Source organism: Nocardiopsis sp. JB363, from assembly GCF_900143625.1.
GTDB lineage: Bacteria > Actinomycetota > Actinomycetes > Streptosporangiales > Streptosporangiaceae > Nocardiopsis.
Genome location: NZ_FRFF01000065.1, coordinates 1 through 23,004, shown reverse-complemented (window position 1 = coordinate 23,004; position 23,004 = coordinate 1). Strand labels below are relative to the sequence as shown.

General features: G+C 69.0%; 20 protein-coding genes. 10 read left to right on the top strand and 10 right to left on the bottom strand.

What is annotated here, in order from left to right; all coding sequences use genetic code 11:
• Window positions 1-83: 83 nt before the first annotated feature.
• Window positions 84-905 (top strand): NshR/TsnR family 23S rRNA methyltransferase, encoded by an 822-nt coding sequence (gene nshR, locus BQ8420_RS10090; RefSeq protein ID WP_087097681.1) that lies wholly within the window; start codon window positions 84-86, stop codon window positions 903-905.
• Window positions 906-944: 39 nt separating this feature from the next.
• Here the strand turns inward: nshR and BQ8420_RS10085 are convergent, their stop codons facing one another.
• On the bottom strand, window positions 945-2,912 hold the full coding sequence (locus tag BQ8420_RS10085; protein WP_087097746.1) for a M3 family metallopeptidase: 1,968 nt from the start codon (window positions 2,910-2,912) through the stop codon (window positions 945-947).
• Window positions 2,913-3,055: 143 nt separating this feature from the next.
• Entirely contained in the window at window positions 3,056-4,603 is a 1,548-nt protein-coding gene (locus BQ8420_RS10080; protein ID WP_087097679.1) for an ABC transporter substrate-binding protein, read from the bottom strand.
• Between the two features lie 299 nt (window positions 4,604-4,902).
• Between BQ8420_RS10080 and BQ8420_RS10075 the strand changes: the two genes are divergently transcribed.
• Together BQ8420_RS10075 and BQ8420_RS10070 are read left to right on the top strand one after the other, a co-directional pair.
• A complete protein-coding gene (locus BQ8420_RS10075) occupies window positions 4,903-6,666 on the top strand; it encodes an ABC transporter ATP-binding protein (protein ID WP_235006036.1) in 1,764 nt (587 codons plus the stop codon).
• Entirely contained in the window at window positions 6,663-8,405 is a 1,743-nt protein-coding gene (locus tag BQ8420_RS10070) for an ABC transporter ATP-binding protein (RefSeq protein ID WP_087097677.1), read from the top strand. The genes BQ8420_RS10075 and BQ8420_RS10070 overlap by 4 nt, the downstream gene beginning before the upstream one ends.
• A gap of 61 nt (window positions 8,406-8,466) precedes the next feature.
• On the opposite strand, the gene BQ8420_RS10065 is transcribed toward BQ8420_RS10070, so the two are convergent.
• From BQ8420_RS10065 to BQ8420_RS10060, 3 genes are all read right to left on the bottom strand, one after another.
• Window positions 8,467-8,856, bottom strand: a complete 390-nt coding sequence (locus BQ8420_RS10065) for a glyoxalase (RefSeq protein ID WP_087097675.1) — start codon at window positions 8,854-8,856, stop codon at window positions 8,467-8,469.
• The gene (locus BQ8420_RS31360) at window positions 8,853-9,026 is read right to left on the bottom strand and encodes a hypothetical protein (protein WP_200815879.1); all 174 of its coding nucleotides are present in this window, start codon (window positions 9,024-9,026) and stop codon (window positions 8,853-8,855) included. The genes BQ8420_RS10065 and BQ8420_RS31360 overlap by 4 nt, the downstream gene beginning before the upstream one ends.
• A gap of 68 nt (window positions 9,027-9,094) precedes the next feature.
• On the bottom strand, window positions 9,095-9,664 hold the full coding sequence (locus tag BQ8420_RS10060) for a GNAT family N-acetyltransferase (RefSeq protein WP_235006035.1): 570 nt from the start codon (window positions 9,662-9,664) through the stop codon (window positions 9,095-9,097).
• A 126-nt stretch (window positions 9,665-9,790) separates the two neighbouring features.
• On the opposite strand from BQ8420_RS10060, the gene BQ8420_RS10055 reads away from it, so the two are divergent.
• Window positions 9,791-10,360, top strand: coding sequence for a DNA-3-methyladenine glycosylase I (locus BQ8420_RS10055; RefSeq protein ID WP_087097671.1), 570 nt, complete (start codon window positions 9,791-9,793; stop codon window positions 10,358-10,360).
• Between the two features lie 85 nt (window positions 10,361-10,445).
• Window positions 10,446-10,859, top strand: coding sequence for an NUDIX domain-containing protein (locus BQ8420_RS10050; RefSeq protein ID WP_235006034.1), 414 nt, complete (start codon window positions 10,446-10,448; stop codon window positions 10,857-10,859).
• A 39-nt stretch (window positions 10,860-10,898) separates the two neighbouring features.
• On the opposite strand, the gene BQ8420_RS10045 is transcribed toward BQ8420_RS10050, so the two are convergent.
• On the bottom strand, window positions 10,899-12,827 hold the full coding sequence (locus BQ8420_RS10045; protein ID WP_087097669.1) for an ABC-F family ATP-binding cassette domain-containing protein: 1,929 nt from the start codon (window positions 12,825-12,827) through the stop codon (window positions 10,899-10,901).
• A gap of 150 nt (window positions 12,828-12,977) precedes the next feature.
• Between BQ8420_RS10045 and BQ8420_RS10040 the strand changes: the two genes are divergently transcribed.
• From BQ8420_RS10040 to BQ8420_RS10025, 4 genes are all read left to right on the top strand, one after another.
• Entirely contained in the window at window positions 12,978-13,616 is a 639-nt protein-coding gene (locus BQ8420_RS10040) for a TetR/AcrR family transcriptional regulator (protein WP_087097667.1), read from the top strand.
• A gap of 117 nt (window positions 13,617-13,733) precedes the next feature.
• A complete protein-coding gene (locus tag BQ8420_RS10035) occupies window positions 13,734-14,714 on the top strand; it encodes an ATP-binding cassette domain-containing protein (protein ID WP_087097664.1) in 981 nt (326 codons plus the stop codon).
• Entirely contained in the window at window positions 14,711-15,568 is an 858-nt protein-coding gene (locus BQ8420_RS10030; protein ID WP_087097662.1) for an ABC transporter permease, read from the top strand. Before BQ8420_RS10035 ends, BQ8420_RS10030 begins: the two co-directional genes overlap by 4 nt.
• A 167-nt stretch (window positions 15,569-15,735) precedes the next feature.
• Window positions 15,736-16,506, top strand: coding sequence for a TetR/AcrR family transcriptional regulator (locus tag BQ8420_RS10025; protein WP_087097659.1), 771 nt, complete (start codon window positions 15,736-15,738; stop codon window positions 16,504-16,506).
• A gap of 15 nt (window positions 16,507-16,521) precedes the next feature.
• Here the strand turns inward: BQ8420_RS10025 and BQ8420_RS10020 are convergent, their stop codons facing one another.
• The 4 genes from BQ8420_RS10020 to zwf form a co-directional block, all read right to left on the bottom strand.
• Complete coding sequence (locus BQ8420_RS10020; RefSeq protein WP_087097657.1) at window positions 16,522-17,052, bottom strand: thioredoxin family protein; 531 nt, start codon at window positions 17,050-17,052, stop codon at window positions 16,522-16,524.
• A gap of 232 nt (window positions 17,053-17,284) precedes the next feature.
• Window positions 17,285-17,923 carry a bifunctional 4-hydroxy-2-oxoglutarate aldolase/2-dehydro-3-deoxy-phosphogluconate aldolase gene (locus BQ8420_RS10015; RefSeq protein ID WP_087097655.1) on the bottom strand — a complete coding sequence of 213 codons (639 nt, stop codon included), beginning with the start codon at window positions 17,921-17,923 and terminating at the stop codon, window positions 17,285-17,287.
• Window positions 17,924-18,000: 77 nt separating this feature from the next.
• Window positions 18,001-19,818 carry a phosphogluconate dehydratase gene (gene edd / locus BQ8420_RS10010; RefSeq protein WP_087097653.1) on the bottom strand — a complete coding sequence of 606 codons (1,818 nt, stop codon included), beginning with the start codon at window positions 19,816-19,818 and terminating at the stop codon, window positions 18,001-18,003.
• On the bottom strand, window positions 19,815-21,296 hold the full coding sequence (gene zwf, locus BQ8420_RS10005; protein ID WP_087097651.1) for a glucose-6-phosphate dehydrogenase: 1,482 nt from the start codon (window positions 21,294-21,296) through the stop codon (window positions 19,815-19,817). Before zwf ends, edd begins: the two co-directional genes overlap by 4 nt.
• Before the next feature lie 224 nt (window positions 21,297-21,520).
• On the opposite strand from zwf, the gene BQ8420_RS10000 reads away from it, so the two are divergent.
• Window positions 21,521-22,708, top strand: a complete 1,188-nt coding sequence (locus tag BQ8420_RS10000) for an ROK family transcriptional regulator (RefSeq protein WP_087097649.1) — start codon at window positions 21,521-21,523, stop codon at window positions 22,706-22,708.
• Window positions 22,709-23,004: the final 296 nt, after the last annotated feature.

Sequence of the window (23,004 nt, the reverse complement as noted above, 5' to 3'; positions counted from 1 at the left end):
GGGAAGCGTGGCAGACTGAGGAGTTCGGTCGACGTTGGGAAACGACCCAACCGACACACCCACAGCACACGAGAAACGGGCCCATGGACAACCTGGAAATCATCGAAAGCGCCTCCGATCCCGCGGTCCGAAGGATCATCGATGTCACCAAGGGTTCCAGGTCCAACATCAAGACGACCCTGATCGAGGACCCCGAGCCCCTTGTCCAGTGCCTCAAGGCCGGTGTGGAGTTCGCCGAGATCTACGGGATCGAGACCCAGCCTCCGCCCGCGGAACTGCTGGACCTGTGCCGGGAGCGGAACATCCCGGTCCGGCTGTTCGCCACCTCGGTCGTCAACCAGGTCTTCAAGGGTGAGCGCAAGCCCAAGACGTTCGGTATCGCTCGGGTGCCGCGGCCGTCGCGGTTCAGCGACCTCGCCAAGCGCAGCGGCGACGTCGTCGTGCTCGACGGGGTGAAGATCGTCGGCAACATCGGTGCCATCACCCGTTCAGCGCTGGCGCTGGGCGCTTCCGGGATCGTGCTCGTCGACAGCGACCTCACCAGCGTCGCCGACCGGCGGCTGATCCGGTCCAGCCGTGGCTACGTCTTCTCCATGCCCATCGTCCTGGCCACCCGCGAGGAGGCCATCTCCTTCATCCGCGAGGAGGCCATCCCGATGGTGGTGCTCGACTCCAACGGCGAGGTCCCGCTCAAGTCCCTGGGGGACAACCCGGAGCGGCTCGCGCTGCTGTTCGGCAGTGAGAAGGGCGGAGCGTCGGAGCTGTTCGAGGAGGCGGCCTCCGCGTCGATCTCCATCCCGATGGTCAGCTCCACCGAGTCCCTCAACGTGTCGGTGTCGGTCGGTATCGTGCTGCACGAGCGGACCGGCCCGAACTTCAAGGCCTATGGGACCGACAAGCGATAGGTGAAGGGGCCGCCCCGAGATCAGGGGCGGCCCTCCTGTCTACTTCAGACCCTTGCGGGCCAGCAGCGGCTCCATGCCGGGCTCACGGCCCAGGAAGTCGGTGACGGCCTCCATCGGGTCGACGCTGCCGCCCACGGCCAGCACCTTCTCGCGGAAACGGTCGCCGTTCTCCCGGAGCAGCCCGCCGTTGGCCTTGAACCACTCCACGCTCTCGGCGTCCAGCACCTCGCTCCACACGTAGGAGTAGTAGCCGGCGCTGTAGTCGTTGGAGAACACGTGCATGAAGTACGAGGTCCGGTACCGGGGACGGACCAGCGGGTGCAGGGCGCCCACCTTCTCCAGTGCCTTGTTCTCGAAGACCTGGGCGTGCTCCACCGTCGTCCCGGGCTCGATGCGGTGCCACGACCAGTCCAGCAGCGCGGCGGCCAAGTACTCGAAGGTCGAGAAGCCCTGGTTGAACTTCTCCGCCGCGGTGAGCCGCTCCACCAGTTCGACCGGGACGGGCTCACCCGTCTCGTGGTGCTTGGCGTAGTTCGCGAGGATCTCCGGCCAGGTCGCCCACATCTCGTTGACCTGGGACGGGAACTCCACGAAGTCGCGCGGCACGCTCGTGCCCTCGACCCGCGGGTAGCGCACCGCCGACAGTAGCCCGTGCAGGGCGTGGCCGAATTCGTGGAAGGCGGTCTCCACCTCGTCGAAGGTGAGCAGGGTGGCCCCCGACATCGGCTTGGTGATGTTGAGGTTGTTCACCACCACGGGCCGCTCGTCCATCAGGTAGGACTGGTCGACGAGATTGTGCATCCACGCCCCGCCGCGTTTGGTCGGCCGAGCGTAGGGGTCGAGCAGGAACAGGCCGAGCGCGGTGCCGTCGCCGTCGAAGACCTCCCACACCCGTGTGTCGGGGTGGTATCCGCTCAGGTCGGAACGTTCGGTGAAGGTGACGCCGTACAGGCGCGTGGCCGCGTACAGGACCCCGTCCTCGATCACCCGGCCCAGCTCGAAGTAGGGGCGCAGGGCGTTCTCGTCGAAGTCGTAGCGGGCCTTACGGACCTGCTCCGCGTAGTACGGCCAGTCCCACGGCTCGATGTCGTGACCGGCGTGCTCGGCCAGTTCGGCGGCCTCACGCTCGACGTTGCGTCGCGCAGGCCCCACCAGCTGACCGAGACGTTCCTCGACCGCGTCGACGGTCTTGGCGGTCTGGTCCGCGACCTTGTAGGCGGCGTGGTCGGGGTAACCGCGCAGTCCGGCCTGTTCGGCGCGGATCGCCGCGACGCGCTTGGCGATCTCCAGGTTCGCCGGGGCGCGCTCCACGCTGAGGTTGTAGAGCTTCTCGCGGGTGGCGCGGTCGTTCAACCGGGCCAGGGCCGGCTGCACGGTCGTGTTGAGCAGCGGCAGCACGTACTCGCCATCGTTCTCGATGGCTTGGAGCCAGGCCTCGTCGAGCCCGTCGAGGTCGGAGACGTCCTGGGTGACCAGGGCGGACTCCGTGGAGGCCCGGACCAGGTCGCGGGCGAACTCCGTACCGAGCTCGGCGATCTCGGTGTTGAGGTCGCGCATGCGTGCCTGCTCGGCGTCGTCCAGGTCGGCGCCCGCCTGGACGAAGTCGAGCCGGTACCGCTCCAGGAGTCTGGACTCCTCGGGGTCGGTGGTGGTGACCCGCTTGATGCGGTCCCAGAGCCCCCGGTCCAGCAGGATGGCGTCCTGGTGCTGGGTGGCGCGGGGGGCGAGTTCGGCCTCCAGTTCCTGGATGGCGTCGGTGGCGTCGGAACCGGCGAGGGTGTGCAGGACGGTCTCGACCCGTTGCAGGGTGCGTCCCGAGCGTTCCAGGGCGGCGATGGTGTTCTCGAAGGTGGGCTCCTCCGGGTCGGCGACGATCGCCGCCACCTCGGCGAGGTGCTCGGCCACGCCCTGGTCGAAGGCGGGCCGGTAGTGCTCTTCGCGGATCCTCGCGAAGTCCGGGAGCCCGTAGGGCAGTGTGCTGGGTGACAGAAAAGGGTTGTCGGTCAAGGGTTCGTGCTCCTCGTTCATCGGCGCCGGATCACGGCATCGGGGACGTCCGTGCTGTTCTACCGTGCGTCCCGCCGCATGTCACACGCCCACCCTCCGTTCGTGAGGGTCTCGCCCTCACGAACGGTGTCTCAGGGTGCGGTCTATTCGCCGGTGATGATGTGCGGCTCCGGCGCGGCGTCGGCGTCGGCGTCGAACGGCAGCTCGACGATCGGGACGTACCGTCCGATGGCCTCGCCCGCGCTCTCCGGGCTGTAGCTGAGCTTGCCGCCGCCCACCTTGATCTGATTGTTGCGGGTGTTGAGCAGCATGAGCCGGGCCTGGACCGACTCGGCGTTCGGCGCCACCTGCTCGTTGCCCTGTTCGTTGGTCATCCGGATGGCCGCGGCGGCCACCGCGACCGCGTCGTGGTTGACGAGGGCGTACCCGTTGGCGAGCCGTTCGCGGTCGATGTCCTCCTCGCCGAAGTGGTCCAGGTAGGCGTCGTGGAAGGCCGGGTAACCCTCCGGAACACCGGAGGAACCGGCGGGCGCGTCGTTCCAGCGCGGGTCGACGCCGGTGGCGTACACCAACGTGATGTCCTGTTCCTCGATGAGCCGCATCTCCTCCTCCTGGTTGAGCATGCTCATCCCGGTGGAGACGAAGAGGATCCGCATCGGGCGGTCGCAGACGCTGTACTTGAGGCTGTCCAGGAACGCGTCCAGATCGGGTGCGCGGCCGGCGAAGAGGATGGTGTCGGCGTCGGTCGCGCACACGTTGCCGGACACGTCGGAGAACAGGCCGGCGGGTGGGGTGTCACCGACGGTGGTGCCCCTGTAGGTCTGGACGGAACGCCCCTCGGTGTACGCGCTCAGGTGTTCGTCGTAGGCACTCTTCAGGGTGGAGACGAACAGATCGGGTTCGGTCTGGTCGTGCACGATGACGGCGCGGGCGGTGCCGTCGAGACCTTCCAGGTAGGTCTTCAGCGCCTTGACGTATTCGTTGTTGCTGGGCGCCACCCGGATCACCCCGGGCAAGGCCGGATTCTCCGCGTCGCCGGCGTCGTCGATCCCCTCCGGGCCGTGCGCGAGTCCGTCGGCGGTGACCGCGGAGGAGATCATGGGGATGTCGTGCTCGTGGAGTTCCTCGGCGACGTCCCTGGTCGACTCGATGCTGACCCCCATGCCGGTGACGGCGACGAGGCGGCGTTCCTCGTCCTGCGACATGGCGACCAGGTCGTCCACGACCGGTTCCCAGGACCCCTGCCGGCCGCCCATGTTCGCCAGGACCAACTGGATCTGGGGGGTGGGGTCACCGTAGGCGCGGGTGTCGTTCGCGCGGATCTGCGCGGTGTAGGCGCCCTCCAAGGCTCCGCGCATCCGGGTCGGGTCCATCGGGCCGACCTCCTCGAAGCTGAGGGTGCCGAGGAAGGCGACGCGGACGATGGGCCCGTCGAGGGCGTCGATGCGCTCGTTCTCGGCACGGATGAGATCGGTGACGTGCGCGAACTCGTCGGCGAATTCGAAGGAGCCGTCCGTAATGCCGATGCACTCGCCCTGGATTTCCCGGACACCGCTGCCCGGCCCTCCGCAGGTGAAGCGGTCCCCCAAGGTGAGGGCGGTGGCCAGGACCGCGAGGACCAACACCGCCGCACCACCCAGGAGTAGGAGCCTCTTTCTGTTCCCGCCGCCTACGTCGGCCGGGTCGGCCATCTTCGGTCACCTCTTCTGTTCGGCGGTTCACCAACGACTTATGATGCGCGTTCTCAGGCGATATATGAGGATGGCGACCATTCGTGACGCAGGCGTTATACGAATTCGGCCCTGTTCATCACCGAAAATCACCAGGATCACCATTCGGTTCGGGACGGAAATGGGGACCTCGTACTCGAAGTGCACGACAGCCCCCTCACCCCTCTCTCGGACATCTCCCGCACCCCGAGCGCGACCCGAACGTGATCCGGGCCCCGGCCTCTGATTCGATGGGGAACCCCCACCCCCAGGAGGCCCGTTTGGCCCAGACGACGCGAGTCCCCGGCCCTTGGGGAAGCCTGCCCCTCCCCCGTTCCGCGCTTCCTCCCACCGGCGTCCCCGACCTTCGCGGGCCCGGGCGCTTCGTGTGGTGGCTCATCTCCTGTCAGCCCTGGCGGGTACTGCGCGGCGCCCTCTACGGCACCCTGTGGATGGGTGTCCTGATGGTCCCGCCGTACCTGCTGTCCCGCGCCATCGACGACGGCCTTCGGGCCGAGAACCCCCGCGCCCTCTTCCTGTGGGTGGCGATGCTGGTCGCGGTGACCCTCCTCAACGCGGCCCTGTCGGTCCTGCGGCACCGCACGATGTCACTGGTGCGCATGGACGCCGCGCACCGGACGATGCGCGTGGTGACCCGGCACTCGACCGTGTTGGGGGCGTCCCTGGCCCGGAGGGTCTCCTCGGGTGAGCTCTCCACCGTCCAGGCCGCCGACGTCCTGCTCATCGCGCACATCCTCACCATGACCGGGCCCGGGGTGGGTTCGGTCATCGCGTACGTGGGGGTCGCGATCCTGCTCTTCACCATGTCGCCGCCCTTGGCCGCGATCGTGGTGTTCGGCGTCCCGGTGCTGGCGTTGGTGGTCGGTCCCCTTCTCGGTCGGCTGCACGGGCGGCAGAGGACCTACCGAGAACACCAGGGCGCGGCCACCGCGCTGGCCGCCGACATCGTGTCCGGGCTGCGGGTTCTGTGCGGGATCGGCGGCAAGGAGCACTTCGCCCGCCGTTACGAGGAACGGTCCGGGGCCCTGCTCGGGCAGGGCTACCGGGTCAGCGAGACCACCAGCTGGTTCCACGCCGTGAGCGCCTGTCTGCCCGTGGTGTTCCTGGGTGTGGTGACCTGGGTGGCCGCGCGTCTGGCGGTGCTCGACCAGATCACCGTGGGCGAGACCGTGGCGGTCTACGCGTACGTGGCCGTCCTCATCCTGCCGACCTTCTTCCTGATCGAGGGCGCCACCGGGATCACCCAGGGGTTGGTCTCGGTCCGACGAGTGCTTCGGGTCCTCCACATGGAGCCGCCGTCGGCCGGGAGCGGGGTGAACCGGGCGGGGCCCGCACCCGGATCCGAGCTGGACGATCCGGCCTCGGGGGTGACGGTCGTGCCCTGCACGACCACGGCCCTGGTGGCCGCGTCCCCGAAGGAGGCCGCCGCCGTCGCGGACCGGTTGTGCCGCTACATCGACTCGGAGGTCATCTGGGGCGGAGCCCCGTTGCGCGACGTGGAGCTCACCGAGGTCCGCGAACGCCTGCTGCTCAGCGACAACGGGGCCTACCTGTTCGCGGGCCCGCTGCGCGAGGCCTTGGACCCGCACGGCGGCCGTACCGACGCGGAGCTGAGCGAGGCACTGCGCGTGGCCGCGGCCACCGACGTCCTCGACGCGATGCCCGACGGCCTGGACTCATGGGTGGAGCCCCAGGGGCGCAACCTCTCCGGAGGGCAGCGCCAGCGGGTCCGACTCGCACGGGCACTGCTCGCCGACGCCGAGGTCCTGGTGCTGGTGGAACCCACCTCGGCGGTGGACTCGCACACCGAGGCGGCGATCGCCGAACGCCTCCACGAAGCACGCTCCGGGCGTACCACCGTAGTCGTGGGCACCTCGCCACTGCTGTTGGACCGCGCGGACCGGGTCGTCCTCCTCGTGGACGGGAAGGTGGCCGCCGTCGGCACGCACGGGGAGCTGGCCCAGACCAGGGGCGACTACCGGGCCCTGGTTCTGCGCGGTGCCGACGAGGAGGCCGGGACATGAGCGAACGACTTCCGGTCGCCGACCGGACCCAGGTACGCCGCGACACCACCGAGCTGCTGCGCACCGAACGCGGACGGGTCACCCGGTTGGTGGTCCTGACGCTGCTCGCCGGAGCGGCGGGGCTGGTCGGCCCCTACCTGCTGGGTCGGATCATCGACATGGTGGAGGACGGCACCGCCACCCTGGCCGCCGTGGACCTGATGGCCGTCGGTGTGGTGGTGGCGGCCTGCGCCCAACTCGTACTCACCCGGTACGCGCGCCGTTCCACCTACCGGTTCGGCGAACACGTCCTGCGGCGGCTCCGCGAGGACTTCGTGGGCCGGGCGTTGTCCCTGCCCACCCGGGTGGTGGAACGTTCGGGCACGGGCGACCTCACCACCCGGGCCTCGGCGGACGTGGCAACAGTGGGAGAGACACTGCGCGGGGCCCTCCCCGACATCGCGCTGCACACGTTCCAGCTCGTGGTGCTGTTCGGCGCGATCTTCTGGATCAGCCCGCTGTTGGGGTTGTGCGTTGTGGTCTCGATCCCGTTGGTGGTACCGGTGGTCCGCTGGTACCTGCGACGGTCCCGGCAGGCCTACCTGGCGGAGGGTTCGACCCTGTCCGGGGCGTTGGAGAACGTGTCCGCCACCGCCGAGGGCGGTCGCACGGTGGAGGGTCTGGGCATCCAGGGGGACCGGATCGAAATGACCGACCGGGACGTGGGTCTGCTGTACCGGGCACGGCGCGGCACCCTGCGTCTGCGCACGGTCCTGTTCCCCTTCGCCGAGGGCGGTTTCATGATGCCGAGCGCCATCGCCCTGTTGGTGGGCGGTGTGCTGTATCTCAACGGTGGGATCGCACTGGGCGCTCTGGTGACCTGTCTGCTCTACATCGAGCAGGCGGTGAACCCGATGATCCGGTTGACCCAGTGGGTGGAGCAGATCCAGCGGGCCACCGCGTCCTTCGCCCGTCTGCGCGGGATGCAGCGACTGCCGGAGGAGTCCACCACGCCCGGCCCGGTGCCGGAGGGCGACGGGATCACACTGGTGGATGTGCGCTACGCGTACGTACCCGGTCATGACGTACTGCGCGGCATCGATCTGGAGATCCGCCCCGGTGAGCGGATCGCGGTGGTGGGTCCTTCTGGGGCGGGCAAGACCACCATCGGGCGGTTGCTGTCCGGCGCGGACGTGCCCGGTTCGGGCCGGGTACTGGTCGGTGGGGTGCCCGTCGGTGCCCTTTCACCCGGGGTGCTGCGCGAACGCGTCGTCCTGGTCGACCAGGAACACCACGTGTTCACGGGTTCGTTGCGGGAGAACATCGCGATCGCCGCCCCGGATGCCGATGACACTCGGCTGCTCGCGGCCTTGGCGGCCGTGGACGCCGGCTGGGTCCGGGACCTGCCCGAGGGGTTGGACACCGCGGTGGGTTCGGGCGGCGTGGATCTGGACCCGGCCCGCGCCCAGCAGGTGGCACTGGCCCGGGTGGTGCTGCTCGACCCGCACACGGTGGTGCTCGACGAGGCCACCTCACTCCTGGATCCGAGAACGGCCCGAGCGGCGGAACGGTCCCTGGCCGCGGTGTTGGAGGGTCGGACGGTGATCGCGATCGCACACCGACTGCACACGGCGCACGACGCGGACCGGGTGGCGGTGGTGGAGGGCGGTCGGATCACCGAGATCGGACCGCACGACGAACTCATCGCCGCCGGTGGTGCGTACGCGGCTCTGTGGGCCTCCTGGCACGGCACCGACTGAGGATCCGAGGACGCGCTCGGGCCGGACGTCGCTTCCCGGCCCGGGCGGCGGGTGCTCGTGCTCACTCCTGCGGGCTGAGGAACTCCAGCCGGTTGCCGTTGTTGTCGAAAACGTGGAAACGTCGATAGCCGGGGAAGGCGTCATCCCAGGTCACCTCGTGTCCGGCCGCGGTGATCCGCTCGGCGAGGGTGTCGATCTCACGCACGAGGATGCCGGGGTGCGCCTTGCGCTGCGGGATGAATCCCTTCTCGACTCCCAGGTGGATCTCCAGGGCGTCGGCGCGCACCCACAGGCCTCCGCGGGCCGCCAGAACCGGGGGCTTGGGGATCTCGACGAAGCCGAGGACGCCCACGTAGAAAGCACGGCAGCCCTGCTCACCACCCGGGGGGAGGGCGATCTGGACATGGTGGAGACCGAAGCCGAGCGCGGTGGAGGTGTCGGGGGCCGTCATACGTTCCTCTCGGTTCGGTCCAGGGTTCCGTCGCCCGCGCCGTTGGGTCCGAGCAGCCCGTGCACCTCGCCTTCGGGGATATCGAGGGTGACTCCGCGCAGGGCGGCCAGGTCCGCACCCCCTTTTCGCCGGTAGACACGTCTGAGGTCGGTGATCTCCAGGGCACTCACGTGCGTCCTCCGGGGGGGGGTCGAGGCGAAACCGTATTTACCTTGATGTCGAGATACCTAGGGGAACGCTACCCCCGAGCCGATTCCCCCGGCAAGGGCGAGGGCCGCTCGAAGATGTGCTCCAGGCCGTCACGCTCGTCCCACTGCTCACCGACCCGTTCGAAGCCGAAACCGGCGATGGTGGCGAGCGAACCGGCGTTGTCCGGGCTGATCGAGGCACAGACCGTCACCACCTCCGGCGACGCGTCGGCCCGCCGCAGCAGCTCCGCCACCGTCGCACGTGCGTAACCCCGACGCCGCAGCTCCGGCACGACGGAATATCCGATCTCCACACTCCTGCGCTCATCCGGTGGCCCGTGGAAACCCGCGTGACCGACCGCCCTGCCGTCGTCGGCGTCGACCACGACGTTGGTCAACCAACCGGCACGCGCCGGCACCGCACGCAACTGGTCCAGGCGGTAACCGCTGAGCCAGCGCATCTCCTCCTCGGCGAAGTGCGGGCCCAGTTCCGCGCCCACCAACTTCCCGGCGGTCGAGGTGTCCCCCTCCTTCAGGGCGACCAGGACGGGTTCGGTCATCTCCACCAGGCGCACCCGAGGAGCGCCGGTCGGTACGGTCCCAGCATTCGTGTTCGTCACCCACGCATCCTCGCCTCCTCCGGCGAACGGCTCAACGTGTTTTGCCGAACGCGCCATGTGTTGGATGGTCGTCGACCTCGGGGACGATGGACATGCCCCGCACCGACCAGCCCACAAGGAGCCCCCGTGCCCGACGTCGACGATCCACGCTGTGCTTGGGCCCGGAACACCTCCGAGCTCATGACCGCCTACCACGACGGCGAATGGGGGCGACCCTCGCACGAGGACCACTACCTGTTCGAGATGCTCGTGCTGGAAGGTGCGCAGGCCGGTCTGTCCTGGGCCACGGTGCTGAACAAGCGCGAGAACTATCGGCGGGCGATGGACGGTTTCGACTTCGATCGGATCGCCGACTACAGGCAGACCGAAACGGACCGCCTGCTGTCGGACCCGGGGATCATCCGCAACCGCCTCAAGGTCGGTTCGGCGGTACGCAACGCACAGGCCTTCCTACGGGTGCGCGAGGAGTTCGGAAGCTTCGACGCCTACCTGTGGGACCGAGTGGACGGCACCCCGGTGGTGGGCCACTGGACCACACCCGAGGAGGTTCCGGTGACCACCCCGCTCGCCGACCGGCTGAGCCGCGACCTCAAGCGGCGCGGGTTCACCTTCGTCGGCGGCACCATCACCTACTCCTATCTCCAGGCCACCGGGGTGGTCGAGGATCACCTGGTGGGTTGTCCGGCCAAACCCTGACCGCCGCCCTCGTGGCGCACACCCCCGCCCCATAGGAGCCCCACAGGATGGGCCTTGGAACGCCCCGTGACCTAGCGTGAGCGACATGACGATCCCTCCTTCCACCCATGGCGCGATGGCCATCATCACCAACGGCGCCGGACGGTATCTGATGCACCTGCGCGACGACATCCCCGGCATCGCCTGGCCCGGCCACTGGAGCACTCTGGGCGGTGGTTGCGAGGAAGGGGAGGCCCCGCGCGAGGCCATCGTCCGCGAACTCCAGGAGGAGGCCGGTCTCACCGTCGAAGGACTCACCGAGTTCTGCGATGCCCCCGACGTCAACGGCTCCGGGCAGTACCTCACCTTCTTCTCCGCCATCTGGGAGGGCGACCCCCGCGCCCTGACCCTCACCGAAGGTCAAGAACTCGACTGGGTCGCTCCCGAACGGTGGGACGCCCTCCTCATCCCCGGCTTCGTCCTCGAAATCCTCCACCGACACCGCACCACCACCTCCTGACCCCACGAGGTCCGCCCTACCGGCCTCGACCTGAGCTGTTCACCCGGACAGGGGCGTCCGCACCGGCTCCGCTTCCACCGGTGGTCGATCGCGTTCCACCACCCACCGGCGCCCGGCCCCGACCTGTGCGAGGAAGGCATGGTCGTGGCCGACCACCAACAGCGCGCCCCGGTAGACGTTCAACGCCCGCACCAATTGCTCCCGGCTCTCCAGGTCGAGGTTGTTGGTGGGCTCGTCCAGGATCAACAGCCGTGGTGGTTCGTCGGCCAGCAGGATGCGGGCCAGAGCCACCCGGAAGCGCTCACCACCGGACAGGTCCGCGACCCTCTGCTCCACCCGATCTCCGCGAAGCAGGAATCGGGCCAACCCGGCACGCAAGTCCTGGACCCCGGCGGAAGGTGCGGCGACGCGCAGGTTGTCGAGCACGCTCAGCCCCTCGTCCAGGTTGTCCAGTCGTTGGGGCAGGTAACCGACCCGATCGATCACGTGAGCGACCCGGACCGGAGAAGTGTGGCCGCTTGGTTCCGGCCGATCCCCACCGACCGCGGCGACGATCGCGCGCAGCAGGGTCGTCTTCCCGGAACCGTTCGGACCGGTGATCGCCACCCGTTCGGGACCGCGTAGGTACAACCGCCCGTTCGCCACGGTCGGAGGCGTCCCTCTCCCGCCGCACGTCGACTCTGGTGGGCGGGTGGCCCCCTCCCCCGGTGTCCACGTGTCCAGTCGGAGAACGTCCTGTCCGGCCGGGACCTCGGTGTGCGGCAGGTCGATCCGGATGGCGGGATCGTCGCGCATCGTGTCCTCCGCCACGTCGAGCCCTTCACGTGCCTCGGTGAGCCTGTCCTCCAGCAGGATGCGGTGCTTGCCCGCCGAGACCTGTGCTTCGCGCTTGCGCTGGTTCATGATGACCCGAGGTTCGCGTTTGGTGTCGTACTTCTTCTGTCCGAAGCGGACCCGTCGGGCCAGCTTGATCTGGGCTTCGGCCAGCTGACGCTTCTCCCTACGCACCTCGGCCTCGGCGGCCCGCACGGTCCGTCGCGCGGCCTCCTGTTCGACGGCGAGTTGTTCGGTGTAGTCGCAGAAATTCCCTCCCCAGGTGCGCAGACCTCCGTCACGGAGCTCGGCGATCTGGTCGACCAGTTCCAGGAGCTCCGTGTCGTGGCTGACCACGATGAGCACCCCTGGCCAGTGTTCGACCGCCCGGTAGAGGCGCTCCCGAGCCGACCGATCGAGGTTGTTGGTGGGCTCGTCCAGCAGGGTGATGGCGGGTCGGCGCAGGGCTATTCCGGCCAGAGCGGTCAGGACGGTCTCTCCTCCGGAAAGGGTGGCGACCCGTCGATCCAGCGGAGAACCCGCGGCTCCCACCGGTTCCTTCTGCTCACCCGACCACCCTTCCTCGCCCGAAGAAGCCGGGTACTCCATGTCCCCGACGCCCCCGGGAGCCCCGGCGCGACCCCCATGACCACCGTGTCCTTCTGCTCTCCTGTCTCCGATGGAAGCCCCCGACGCGGTGCGGCCGCGCCGGTTCTTGAGCGGGCCGGTGGAGACCCATGGGCAGCCGGCCGGTGGGGCGAGGTCGACACCGAAGCGGTTCAGGTGGGCCAGAGCCCGTTCCTCGATGTCCCAGTCGTCGCCGACCTCGGCGAAATCGACCTCGGTGGCCCGTCCTGCCTCGATGACGTGCAGGGCTGCGCGCACCCGATCGATCCCGAGCAGTTCGGCGACGGTCGCCCCGGTGGCCAGGGGCAGCGACTGGGCCAGGTATCCCACGTCCCCGTCGACCGCGACGGTCCCGGAGGTCGGGGTGAGGTGTCCGGCGACCAGTCGGAGCAAGGTGGACTTGCCCGATCCGTTCCGGCCGATCAGCCCGGTGCGCCCGCCTCCGAAGGCGGCGTCCAGACCGGCGAGCGCGATGGTGCCGTCAGGCCAGGAGTAGGTGAGCCGGTCGCAGATGACGGCGCATGTCATGGGGCCTCCCGAAGTGGGTGGAGATGGGCTGTGGACGTGCGGTCCTCGAACGTGGGCCCATGGTGATCTCCTCCTCGGGTGGACGAACGCGACGATGGTCGCATTAGCAGGATGACACGCGGCGAGGGTAAATGCAACTAGAGTCGCGGTATGAGTTCCACTGACAGCGATCCGGGAAGCGCCCGCCCCGGAGGCAGGACCGCGCGCAACACCGCGGCGGTCATGCGGGCCACCCTCGACGAATTGGGCGAACAGGGATACCAACGCATCAGCGTCGACCGCATCGCCTCCCGCTCCGGGGTCCACAAGGCCACGGTCTACCGGCGCTGGGGCGGCGTGGAGGGACTCCTCGCACAAGCGCTGGACTGGGCGTCCGGGTGGCACTGGGAACCCGTCCGCACCGGGTCGCTGTACACCGACCTGATCTCCCTGAACGAAGAGGTCGCCGCCGGTTTCGCCGTGGCTCCGGAGCGGAGAATCTCGTACGCGACGATCGCGGCGGCCTTCGACTCCGATACGGCCGCCGAAGCGCTGCGCGCCTACATGGCCGACCGTCACCGGCGTTCTTCGGTGCTCGTGGCCGAGGCGGTCGCCCGGGGCGAGGCCCCCGAGGGGTCCGACATCGAGGAGGTGGTTCGAGCATCGGTCGCACCGATCTACCACCGGCTCCTGGTCTGCCGTGAACCCGTCACCGAGAGGCACATCCATCAGGCCGCCAGGATCACCGCCGACGCCGCTGCCGCCGGAGCCTTCCTCATCGAGGACCACCCCGACCACAACCCACTCTGACCTGTAGCGACAGAAAAACCTCGGAATTCCTTAGCGCATAAGGAATCATCCGAGGAGGTCACGCGTTCCCTGTTCCGTACACCGTACTGTACGAAGTACGAACCAGGAGAGGGACTCATGGCACCCACGCGGAAAGCGATCAGCGCACGAGGACTCGGCCGTAGGTTCAAGGACGAATGGGCCCTGCGCGGCTTCGACCTGGAGGTCGAACCCGGCACCGTGCACGGACTCCTCGGACCCAACGGCGCCGGCAAGTCCACCGCCGTGCGCGTGCTCACCACCCTGCTCCGCCACCACGAGGGCACCGCCGAGGTCGCCGGGTACGACGTGGCCACCCAGGGCTCCGAGGTCCGCTACCGGATCGGTCTGGTGGGCCAGAACGCCGCCGTCGACGAGATCCTCAGCGGCCGCCAGAACCTGAGGCTCTTCGGCTGCCTCTACCACCTGGGAGGTCGTGCGGCCGCCCGCCGGGCCGACGAACTCTTGGAGCGCTTCGGGCTGTCCGACAGCGGCGACCGCCCGGTCGGAACCTACTCCGGTGGCATGCGCCGCAGGCTCGACCTGGCCGCCGGGATGATCCTGGCGCCGCCGGTGATGTTCCTCGACGAACCCACCGTCGGGCTCGACCCGCGCGGTCGCGAGGAGGTGTGGTCGGCGGTGCGCGACCTCGTCGACGACGGCACCACCGTCCTGCTCACCACCCAGTACCTGGAGGAGGCCGACCGGCTGGCCCGGACGATCTCGGTGATCGACACCGGTCGAGTGATCGCCGAGGGCACCCCCACCGAACTCAAGACCCGGATCGGTGGGGACCGCATCGACGTGGTCCTGACCGACGGGACGGCCCTGGACCGTGCCGCCGCACTGGTCGCGGAGGCCACCGGACACCCCGTGGACGTGGACCTCGAAGGACGCCGGCTCAGCGCCGAGGTGGACGACCGCGTGGCCGCCTTGACCCGCTCGGTCCGTGTCCTGGACGAAGAGGCGGTCGGAGTGGCCGACGTCCTGTTGCGCCGCCCCACCCTCGACGAGGTTTTTCTCCACCTGACCGACAGCGGAGAACACTCTCCGAACACCACGACGGAGGTCGCCCGATGAGCGTCACCCGAACGCACCCCTCGACCAGCGAAACCCCCGTACCCGTCCGGCCGCGAGGCCCGCTGTCCCGAGCACGTTGGGCCGTCACGGACGGCTGGACGGTGGCCGGACGCGACCTCGTCCACTGGACGCGTCAGCCCTGGGAGATCGGTTTCGGCCTGCTGTTCCCGGTGCTCATGGTGTTGATGTTCGTATATCTGCTCGGCGGGTCCATGTCGGTGCCCGACGGCGGGGACTACACCGAGTACCTGATGCCCGGCATGTTCGCCATGGCCATGGTGTTCGGTCTGGGGGAAACGGTCACCGCCGTGACCATGGACGCCGCCCGCGGGGTCACCGACCGGTTCCGTTCGCTGCCCATGGCGTCCTCCGCGGTGGTCGTGGGCCGCTGCCTGGCGGACATGCTGCGCTCGACCCTGGCACTGACCGTCCTGGTCGGGTTCGGGATGCTCGTCGGTTGGCGCTGGCACGGCACCTTTACCGAGGCCCTGGCCGGTTTCGGGCTGCTGCTCCTGCTCCGTTTCGCTTTGGTGTGGATCGGTGTCTACGTAGGTCTCCTCGCCCGGGGACAGGGTGCCGTCAGCGTCATCCAGACCCTGGAATTCCCGATCGGTTTCCTGTCGAACACGTTCGTGGCCACGGCGACGATGCCCCTGTGGTTGGGGACCATCGCCGATTGGAACCCGATGTCGTCCACGGTCGCGGCGGTACGCGGACTGTTCGGCAACCCGGTGGCGGGCGGGGACACCTGGATCACGCAGAACGCGCCGCTGATGGCGGTCGTCTGGCCCCTGCTTCTCGTGGCCGTGTTCGCTCCGCTGTGCGTGCACAAGTACCGCAACCTGAGCGGCTGAGTCCACGGGGCCGTGGACCCGCCCCCTCCCGCCCTCCCTCGTCCGCTTCGGCCCGGTCCCGTCCGGCCCCTTCTCTCCCGTTCCCGCCGCGGGACGGCCAGAGAGAACCCGCGGACGTACACTGGCCGGTACGCCCTACGGGCCAGGATCAGGACCAGGACGGACCCATGCCCCCGCAGCACAGTAAGAGCGGTGACCCCGCGCGCAGCCTGTCCCTCCTATGGCGCACCCAGGAGCCGACCAGCCGTGGTCGGGGGAAACCGGGGCTCAACGTCGACCGGATCGTGGTGGCGGCCACCCGACTCGCCGATTCCGAAGGCATCGCGGCGCTGTCCATGCGCAGGGTCGCCGACGCGCTCGGTGTGGGCACGATGTCGCTGTACACCTACGTCCCGGGCAAGGGCGAACTCCTCGACCTCATGGTCGACGCCGCCTACGGTGACCTGGACACGGACGACCGCTCCGGTGCCTGGCGCGAGAGGTTGCGGCGGATCGCGTTCGCCAACCGGGCCCTGTACGTACGCCACCCATGGATGCTGCAGGTGATCACCACACGCCTGTTGGGGCCCAACCTCATCGCGAAATACGACCACGAGCTCTCCGCGGTGGACGGTCTGAACCTGAGCGAGGTCGAGATGGACTCCACCGTCAACCTGGTCAACGGCTACGTGGAGAGCACCGTCCGACAGACCCTGGGCGCCGAGCAGGTGGCCCGGGATTCCGGTATGGACGACGAGCAGTGGTGGCGGACCTACGACCCCTTGTTGGCGGCGCTGGCCGACGACACGAGGTTTCCGACCGCCTCACGGGTGGGCACCGCCGTCGGCCGGGCACACCAGGCGGTCTACGATCCCGACCACGAGTTCTCCTTCGGTCTGGAGCGGGTCCTGGACGGGGTACGCGCGCTGGTGGACTCCCGCGCTCCGGCCGACGACTGAGCGTGGATCGGGCCCTCAGGCCAGTTCGTCCTCCATGGCGGCGTTCAGCTCCTCCACGTTCATCGCGCCGGGAACGGTGGTGTGCGTGCCGTCGGATCGCAGGAAGACGAAAGAGGGCGGGCTGATCACCTCGAAGCCACCCCAGACGGTGCCGAACTCGTCGACCAGGTTGGTCATGTCGTCGATCCCGTGGGCGGCCTCGAAGAGGAGGGCGGCTTCCTCGTCCGAACGACCGACGACGCCGTGGAAGTCGATGTCCTCGTGCGCCCGGTCGGCGGCCGAGACCACCGAGGCCTGACCCACGCATTCCTCGCAGTCCGCGGTCCAGAACCACAGGACGGCGTCGGACTCGGCCAGGGACTCACCCTCGAACTCGGCACCGTCGGTGGTCGTGGCGGTGAAACTCAGAGCCCTGTGGACCTCGGGGGTCGTCTCGGCATCGGACTCGATCGTGTCCACGGTGTCCTCGGGTTCGGATCCGCAGGCCGAGAGTGCCAGGGTCAACGCGGCGGTCGTCAGGGTCACGCGGTTCATGGTCGCGCCCATGTCTGCACCTCGATGTGGAATTGGGGGGTGGTCACAGGGTCACGTGGTTGTGACGCATGTGAATGCAGTGCAGTATGCCCGCTACGGAGCGTTCAGGCATCCCCTTCACGAGACTTCTCCACTTTCATGCCCCCATGTCCGGCATCAAGGTCCGTTTCCCGCCGAGACATGACACCGCCGACCGTCGGCTTCCGAGCGACGATCGGCGGTGTGCGGTCTGCGGTATCGAGGTTCAGGAACGCAGCGCGGCGGCCTCTCGGGCCAGGGCCATGATGTCGTCCCAGCGGGCCCCGGCGACCAGGTCGGTCGGGGTCAACCAGCTCCCGCCCACACAGCCCACGTTCGGCAGGGCGAGGTAGTCCGGCGCGCTCTGGAGGGTGATCCCACCGGTCGGGCAGAAGCGTACCTGCGGCAGCGGACCGCCCAGGGACTTCAGGAACCGCGCTCCGCCCGACGCCTCCGCCGGGAAGAACTTCAGCGCGGTCAGCCCCAGATCCAACAGGGTCATCGCCTCCGAGACCGTGGCCACCCCCGGCAGCGTGGGCAGCCCGGTGTCCGTCATGGCACGGGCCAGGTCAGGGGTGCACCCCGGGCTGACCAGGAACCGTGCCCCCGCCTTCGTGGCCGCTTCGGCCTGCTCCGCGGTGACCACCGTGCCGGCACCCACCGCGGCCTCGGGCACCTCCTTGGCGATGCGCTCGATCGCGTCCAGCGCGGCCGGAGTCCGCAAGGTGATCTCGATGCCGGGCAGACCGCCCGCCACCAGCGCGCGAGCCACGGGCACGGCGTCCTCTGCGTTCTCCAACACCACCACCGGCATGACCGGGGCGAGGGCGAACAGGTCCTCACCGGAGCGGGGGACGGTCGTCATGTGCTTCTCCAAGCTGATTCGGTACGAGTGGGGTCGTGCGGGTCCACGGTGCCGGGGTTCCTCGGTGTCCGGATTCCTCAGTGACCGAAGATTCCGGCACCGGACTCGGCCGGACCGACCGCTCCGCGCAGAGCCGCGAAGAGCTCACGCCCGGTGCCCGCCGACGAGTCGACGGAGGGACGCGCGTCCTCCCGGCCCTCCAGGTCGGCCAGGACCTCCAGTGTGCCGCGCACCGCGTCCAGACGGATGAGGTCGCCGTCCTGGACCCTGGCCAGCGGACCGCCCGCTTCCGCCTCCGGGGAGACGTGGATGGCGGCCGGCACCTTCCCGGAGGCCCCGGACATGCGCCCGTCGGTCACCAACGCCACCTTCTGGCCCCGGTCCTGCAGGACCGCGAGCGGCGGGGTGAGCTTGTGCAGCTCGGGCATCCCGTTGGCACGCGGACCCTGGAAACGCACCACCGCGACGAAGTCACCGGTCAGCTCACCCGTGGTGAAGGCCTCCTGCAGTTCCGCCTGGTCGGCGAAGACCTTGGCCGGGGCCTCGATCACGCGCCGTTCGGGGGCGACCGCCGACACCTTGATGACGGCGCGGCCGAGATTACCGGAGAGCATGCGCAGACCACCGTCGGGGGCGAAGGGGTCGCCCGCGCCGCGCAACACCGTCTTGTCGGCGCTGTCCTTCGGGCCGTCCACCCAGGTCAAGCCGGATTCGTCCAGTCGGGGCACCTGACGGTAGCGGTCCAGTCCAGGGCCGGCGATGGTGCGAACGTCCTCGTGGAGCAGTCCCGCGTCGATCAGGCTCCCGATGAGGAAGGCCATGCCGCCCACCTCGTGGAACCGGTTCACGTCGGCGGCGCCGTTGGGGTACATGCGGGTGAGCAGCGGCACCACCTCGGACAGGTCCGCGAAGTCGTCCCAGGTGAGCTGGATGCCGGCCGCGCGGGCGATCGCCACGAGGTGGAGCGTGTGGTTGCTGGAACCACCGGTGGCCAGCAACGCGACCACCGCGTTGACGATGGCCTTCTCGTCGACCTGCTCACCGAGCGGGGTGTGCGCCTCCCCCAGCGCGGTGTGGGCGAGCACGCGCCGTCCCGCTTCCTCGGTCAGGGCCTCCCGGAGCGGGGTGCCCGGCTGCTCGAAGCTGGCGCCGGGCAGGTGCAGGCCCATGACCTCCATGAGCATCTGGTTGGAGTTGGCGGTGCCGTAGAAGGTGCACGTGCCGGGCGAATGGTAGGCGGCGGACTCGGCCTGGAGCAGCTCCTTGCGGTCCACCTGACCCTCCGCGAACTTCTGGCGGACCCGGGCCTTCTCCTTGTTGGGCAGTCCCGAGGCCATGGGTCCGGCGGGCACGAACGCCACCGGCAGGTGCCCGAAGGACAGTGCGCCGATGAGCAGGCCGGGCACGATCTTGTCGCACACGCCGAGCATGAGCGCCCCGTCGAACATGTCATGCGACAACGCCACCGCGGTGGCCATCGCGATCACGTCCCGGCTGAACAGGGACAGCTCCATGCCCGCACGACCCTGGGTGATGCCGTCGCACATGGCGGGCACACCGCCCGCGAACTGGGCGACACCGCCGGCCTCGGACACCGCGGCCTTGATGATCGCGGGGTAGGACTCCAAGGGCTGGTGCGCGGACAACATGTCGTTGTAGGCGGAGACGATCGCCAGGTTGGGGGTCACGTTCCCGGACAGGGCGAGCTTGTCACCGACCCCGCAGGCGGCGAACCCGTGGGCCAGGTTGGCGCAGCCCAGGGAGGAACGGGTCGGCCCCTTGCTCACGGCCTCCCGAATCTGCTTCAGGTAGGCCGAACGGGTGTCGACGCTGCGTTCGGCGAGGCGGCGGGTCACCTCGGCGACGACAGGATGAATGTCGGGGTGCGCGGTCATCGGGGTCTCTCCTCTTCGTGCCACTTACGGCCGGTACGGCCGATGAGCCGGTCGGCGCCCGCGGGGCCGGCGCTTCCGGCGGGGTAGGGCTCGGGGACGACGCCGAGGTCGTCCCAAGCCTGGATGATCGGGTCCACCCATCGCCATGCGGCCTCGACCTCGTCGCGGCGCATGAAGAGGGTGGAGTCCCCTGCCAACACGTCCATCAGGAGCCGCTCGTAGGCCTCGGGTGAGCGGGTGGCGAAAGTGTCGGCGAAGCTGAGTTCGAGCGGGACGGGCCGCAGCCGCAGCGCTCCGGCGCCGGGTGTCTTGGCCAACATGGTCAGGTGTATGCCTTCGTCCGGCTGGAGCCGGATGACGAGGGAGCCGGCATCGGTGGCCGCGCCGGCGCCGGGGAAGATCGTGTGCGGCACGTCCCGGAACCGGATCACGATCTCCGAATCGGCGTTCGACATGCGTTTGCCGGTGCGCAGGTAGAAGGGGACCCCGGCCCATCGCCAGTTCGCCACCTCGGCACGCAGGGCCACGAAGGTCTCGGTGTCGCTGGTGGGCGGGCCTCCCGCCTCGTCCAGGTAGCCGAGGACCTCTTCTCCTTGGACCTTGCCGCGTGTGTACTGGCCGCGCACGGTGTGCTGAGCGACCCGGTCCCCTTGCACGGGCTTCAAGGACTGCAGGACCTTGAGCTTCTCGTCGCGGACGGCGTCGCGGTCATAACTGGACGGCGGTTCCATGGCGGTGAGACAGAGCAGTTGCAGCAGGTGGTTCTGGACCATGTCGCGCATGGCGCCGGAGGAGTCGTAGTAACCGCGGCGACCGCCCACACCGACGGTTTCGGCCACGGTGATCTGCACGTGGTCGATCCACTGGGAGTTCCACAGGGGTTCGAGGAAGACGTTGGCGAACCGCAGCACGAGCAGGTTCTGCACGGTCTCCTTCCCCAGGTAGTGGTCGATCCGGTAGATGCGGGACTCGTCGAAGACCGCTCCGACCTCGTCGTTGACGGCCTGGGAGGAGACGAGGTCGCGACCCAGCGGCTTCTCCATGACCACGCGGGAACCCGGGGTGACCAGGTCGGCGTCGCGCAGGCCGAGGCAGATGGCGCCCGAGATCATCGGCGGAACCGCGAGGTAGAAGACCCGGTCACGACCGGAGACGAGTGCGCGAGTCAGATCCGTCCAGCCCGACGAGTCACCACCGACGTCCACCGTGACGTGCCGGAGGCGGTCGAGGAAGCGGCGCATGACCTCGGGTTCGACCACCTGAACGGCGTTGTGGCCGCGTACCGCGGAGGCCGCCTTGCCTCGCAGGTCGGCGTCGGTCAGTCCGTCCTTGGAGACGGCGATGACGCGTGTCCCGTCGTCCAGGTGACCATCACGGTCCAAGAGGTAGAGGGAGGGGAGGAGTTTACGCATCGACAGATCGCCGGTTCCACCGAAGACCACCAGGTCGGTGGGGCGGCGGGTCACGGGCTGCTGCATTCGGTCGGCTCCTGCGGGAGGGAGGAAGGAGAGGTGCGATCGGGGGGCGGGAGGGACACGACGTCTTCCAGTGCGGGGTGCGAAACGTCGTGGCTTGGGGTCTTATGACCCTGTTTCGACCCTAATCCCACTATGGTAAAAAACCAAGCACACTTCAGAACATTAATTTACATAAGCGCACGGCCTTCACGGCGGCCGACCGAGTGAATGGTTGAATGAGGGGCATGGTCAGAACCCCCGGACGCCTGTCCTCCACCGCGACCAGCGGCCACATCCTGGAGATGATCCGCACGGGAAGCGCCACCAGCAGGTCGGAGATCGCCCGCGCGACCGGTCTCTCGCGTCCGTCCGTCGCCCTACGGATCACCGAACTGATCGAGGGCGGCCTGGTCACGGAGGGCACCCGCGCCGCCTCCAGCGGCGGTCGGCCGCCCACACTGCTGGAGTTCAACGCCTCTCACGGCCTCGTGCTCACCGGGGCCCTGGGCATGGCCCGCAGCCAGGCCGCCGTGTGCGATCTCGCCGGGCGGGTACTGATCCGCACCCCCGGGTCCCCCGACATGGAACGAGGCCCTGACAGCACCGTGCCCTGGCTGCTGGACACCTGGAGCGAACAGATCGCGTCTCTCGAACGGTCGCCCGACGACGTCCGCGGTGTGGGGATCGGGCTGCCCGGCACCGTGGAGTTCCACGCCGGCCGGGCCGATGACCGACCCGTCCTGAGCAAGTGGGCCGGAGTGGCCCTGGCCCCGCTCGTGGCCGAACACTTCCCGGTCCCGGTCATGGTGGACAACGACGTGAACGTGATGGCCCTGGGCGAACACATCTCGGGCGGCCACGGCCGGACCGACGACATGGTGTTCGTCAAGGTCTCCACGGGGATCGGCGCGGGTCTGGTCTCCGGCGGCAACCTCCTGCGCGGGGCACTCGGGGCCGCCGGAGAGATCGGGCACATCCCCGTGCGCGACGGCGGCGGCTTGCCGTGCCGCTGCGGCAACACCGACTGTTTGGAAGCGGTGGCCGGCGGTCGGCGTCTGTTGACGCTCGCGGCGGAGGAGGGGCAGGAGGTCTCGGGTCTACAGGAACTGGTGACGCTGGCTCGGGAGGGCGACCCGGTGGCCGTCACCCTGGTGCGCGACGCGGGGCGACGGCTGGGCGGGGCCCTCGCGGGGGCCGTCAACCTGTTGAACCCGGAGGTGATCGTACTCGGTGGCGACCTCTCCGAGGCCTACGACCACCTGGTCGCGGGGGTGCGCGAGGTGGTCTTCCAACAGTGCACCGCGCTGTCCACCCGCCGGCTGCGCATCGTGCCGAGCACTCTGTGGGACGACGCCGGGGTGCGCGGGTGCGCGGCCATGGTCACCGAGGAGGTCCTTTCACCCGACTCCGTGAACAAGCTGCTCGCGGGCTAGCACTCGGGCCGAGTCACGGGCGGAGCCGCGGTCCGAGCCACGGGCCGAGCCGCGGTTCGAGCCACGGGCCGGTCGTCCACAGCCTGTGGACCGTCGTGTTCGACCACCACCTCCTCGGGTAAACGATGACCGAGAGCATTTCGACCACGACCCCACCGACCGCCCTGATCTGCGCGGTCGCCTACTCTCGTGTTCCCGTCATGTCATGACACTTGACAAGAAGTACCGAACTACCGAATAGTCACGCACCCGAGCACCTCCCCGCACCCTGCCTGTTTTCAAAACCAAACGATGCC

What these genes read in the sequence shown, in the direction of transcription:
- BQ8420_RS10045 (WP_087097669.1), bottom strand. Translation starts at nt 12,827, where the DNA reads ATGACATGCGCCGTCATCTGCGACCGGCTCACCTACTCCTGGCCTGAC.
- BQ8420_RS10015 (WP_087097655.1), bottom strand. Translation starts at nt 17,923, where the DNA reads ATGACGACCGTCCCCCGCTCCGGTGAGGACCTGTTCGCCCTCGCCCCG.
- zwf (WP_087097651.1), bottom strand. Translation starts at nt 21,296, where the DNA reads ATGCAGCAGCCCGTGACCCGCCGCCCCACCGACCTGGTGGTCTTCGGT.
- BQ8420_RS10050 (WP_235006034.1), top strand. Translation starts at nt 10,446, where the DNA reads ATGACGATCCCTCCTTCCACCCATGGCGCGATGGCCATCATCACCAAC.
- BQ8420_RS10020 (WP_087097657.1), bottom strand. Translation starts at nt 17,052, where the DNA reads ATGGGCGCGACCATGAACCGCGTGACCCTGACGACCGCCGCGTTGACC.
- edd (WP_087097653.1), bottom strand. Translation starts at nt 19,818, where the DNA reads ATGACCGCGCACCCCGACATTCATCCTGTCGTCGCCGAGGTGACCCGC.
- BQ8420_RS10000 (WP_087097649.1), top strand. Translation starts at nt 21,521, where the DNA reads ATGGTCAGAACCCCCGGACGCCTGTCCTCCACCGCGACCAGCGGCCAC.
- BQ8420_RS10035 (WP_087097664.1), top strand. Translation starts at nt 13,734, where the DNA reads ATGGCACCCACGCGGAAAGCGATCAGCGCACGAGGACTCGGCCGTAGG.
- BQ8420_RS10030 (WP_087097662.1), top strand. Translation starts at nt 14,711, where the DNA reads ATGAGCGTCACCCGAACGCACCCCTCGACCAGCGAAACCCCCGTACCC.
- BQ8420_RS10070 (WP_087097677.1), top strand. Translation starts at nt 6,663, where the DNA reads ATGAGCGAACGACTTCCGGTCGCCGACCGGACCCAGGTACGCCGCGAC.
- BQ8420_RS10040 (WP_087097667.1), top strand. Translation starts at nt 12,978, where the DNA reads ATGAGTTCCACTGACAGCGATCCGGGAAGCGCCCGCCCCGGAGGCAGG.
- BQ8420_RS10065 (WP_087097675.1), bottom strand. Translation starts at nt 8,856, where the DNA reads ATGACGGCCCCCGACACCTCCACCGCGCTCGGCTTCGGTCTCCACCAT.
- nshR (WP_087097681.1), top strand. Translation starts at nt 84, where the DNA reads ATGGACAACCTGGAAATCATCGAAAGCGCCTCCGATCCCGCGGTCCGA.
- BQ8420_RS10025 (WP_087097659.1), top strand. Translation starts at nt 15,736, where the DNA reads ATGCCCCCGCAGCACAGTAAGAGCGGTGACCCCGCGCGCAGCCTGTCC.
- BQ8420_RS10080 (WP_087097679.1), bottom strand. Translation starts at nt 4,603, where the DNA reads ATGGCCGACCCGGCCGACGTAGGCGGCGGGAACAGAAAGAGGCTCCTA.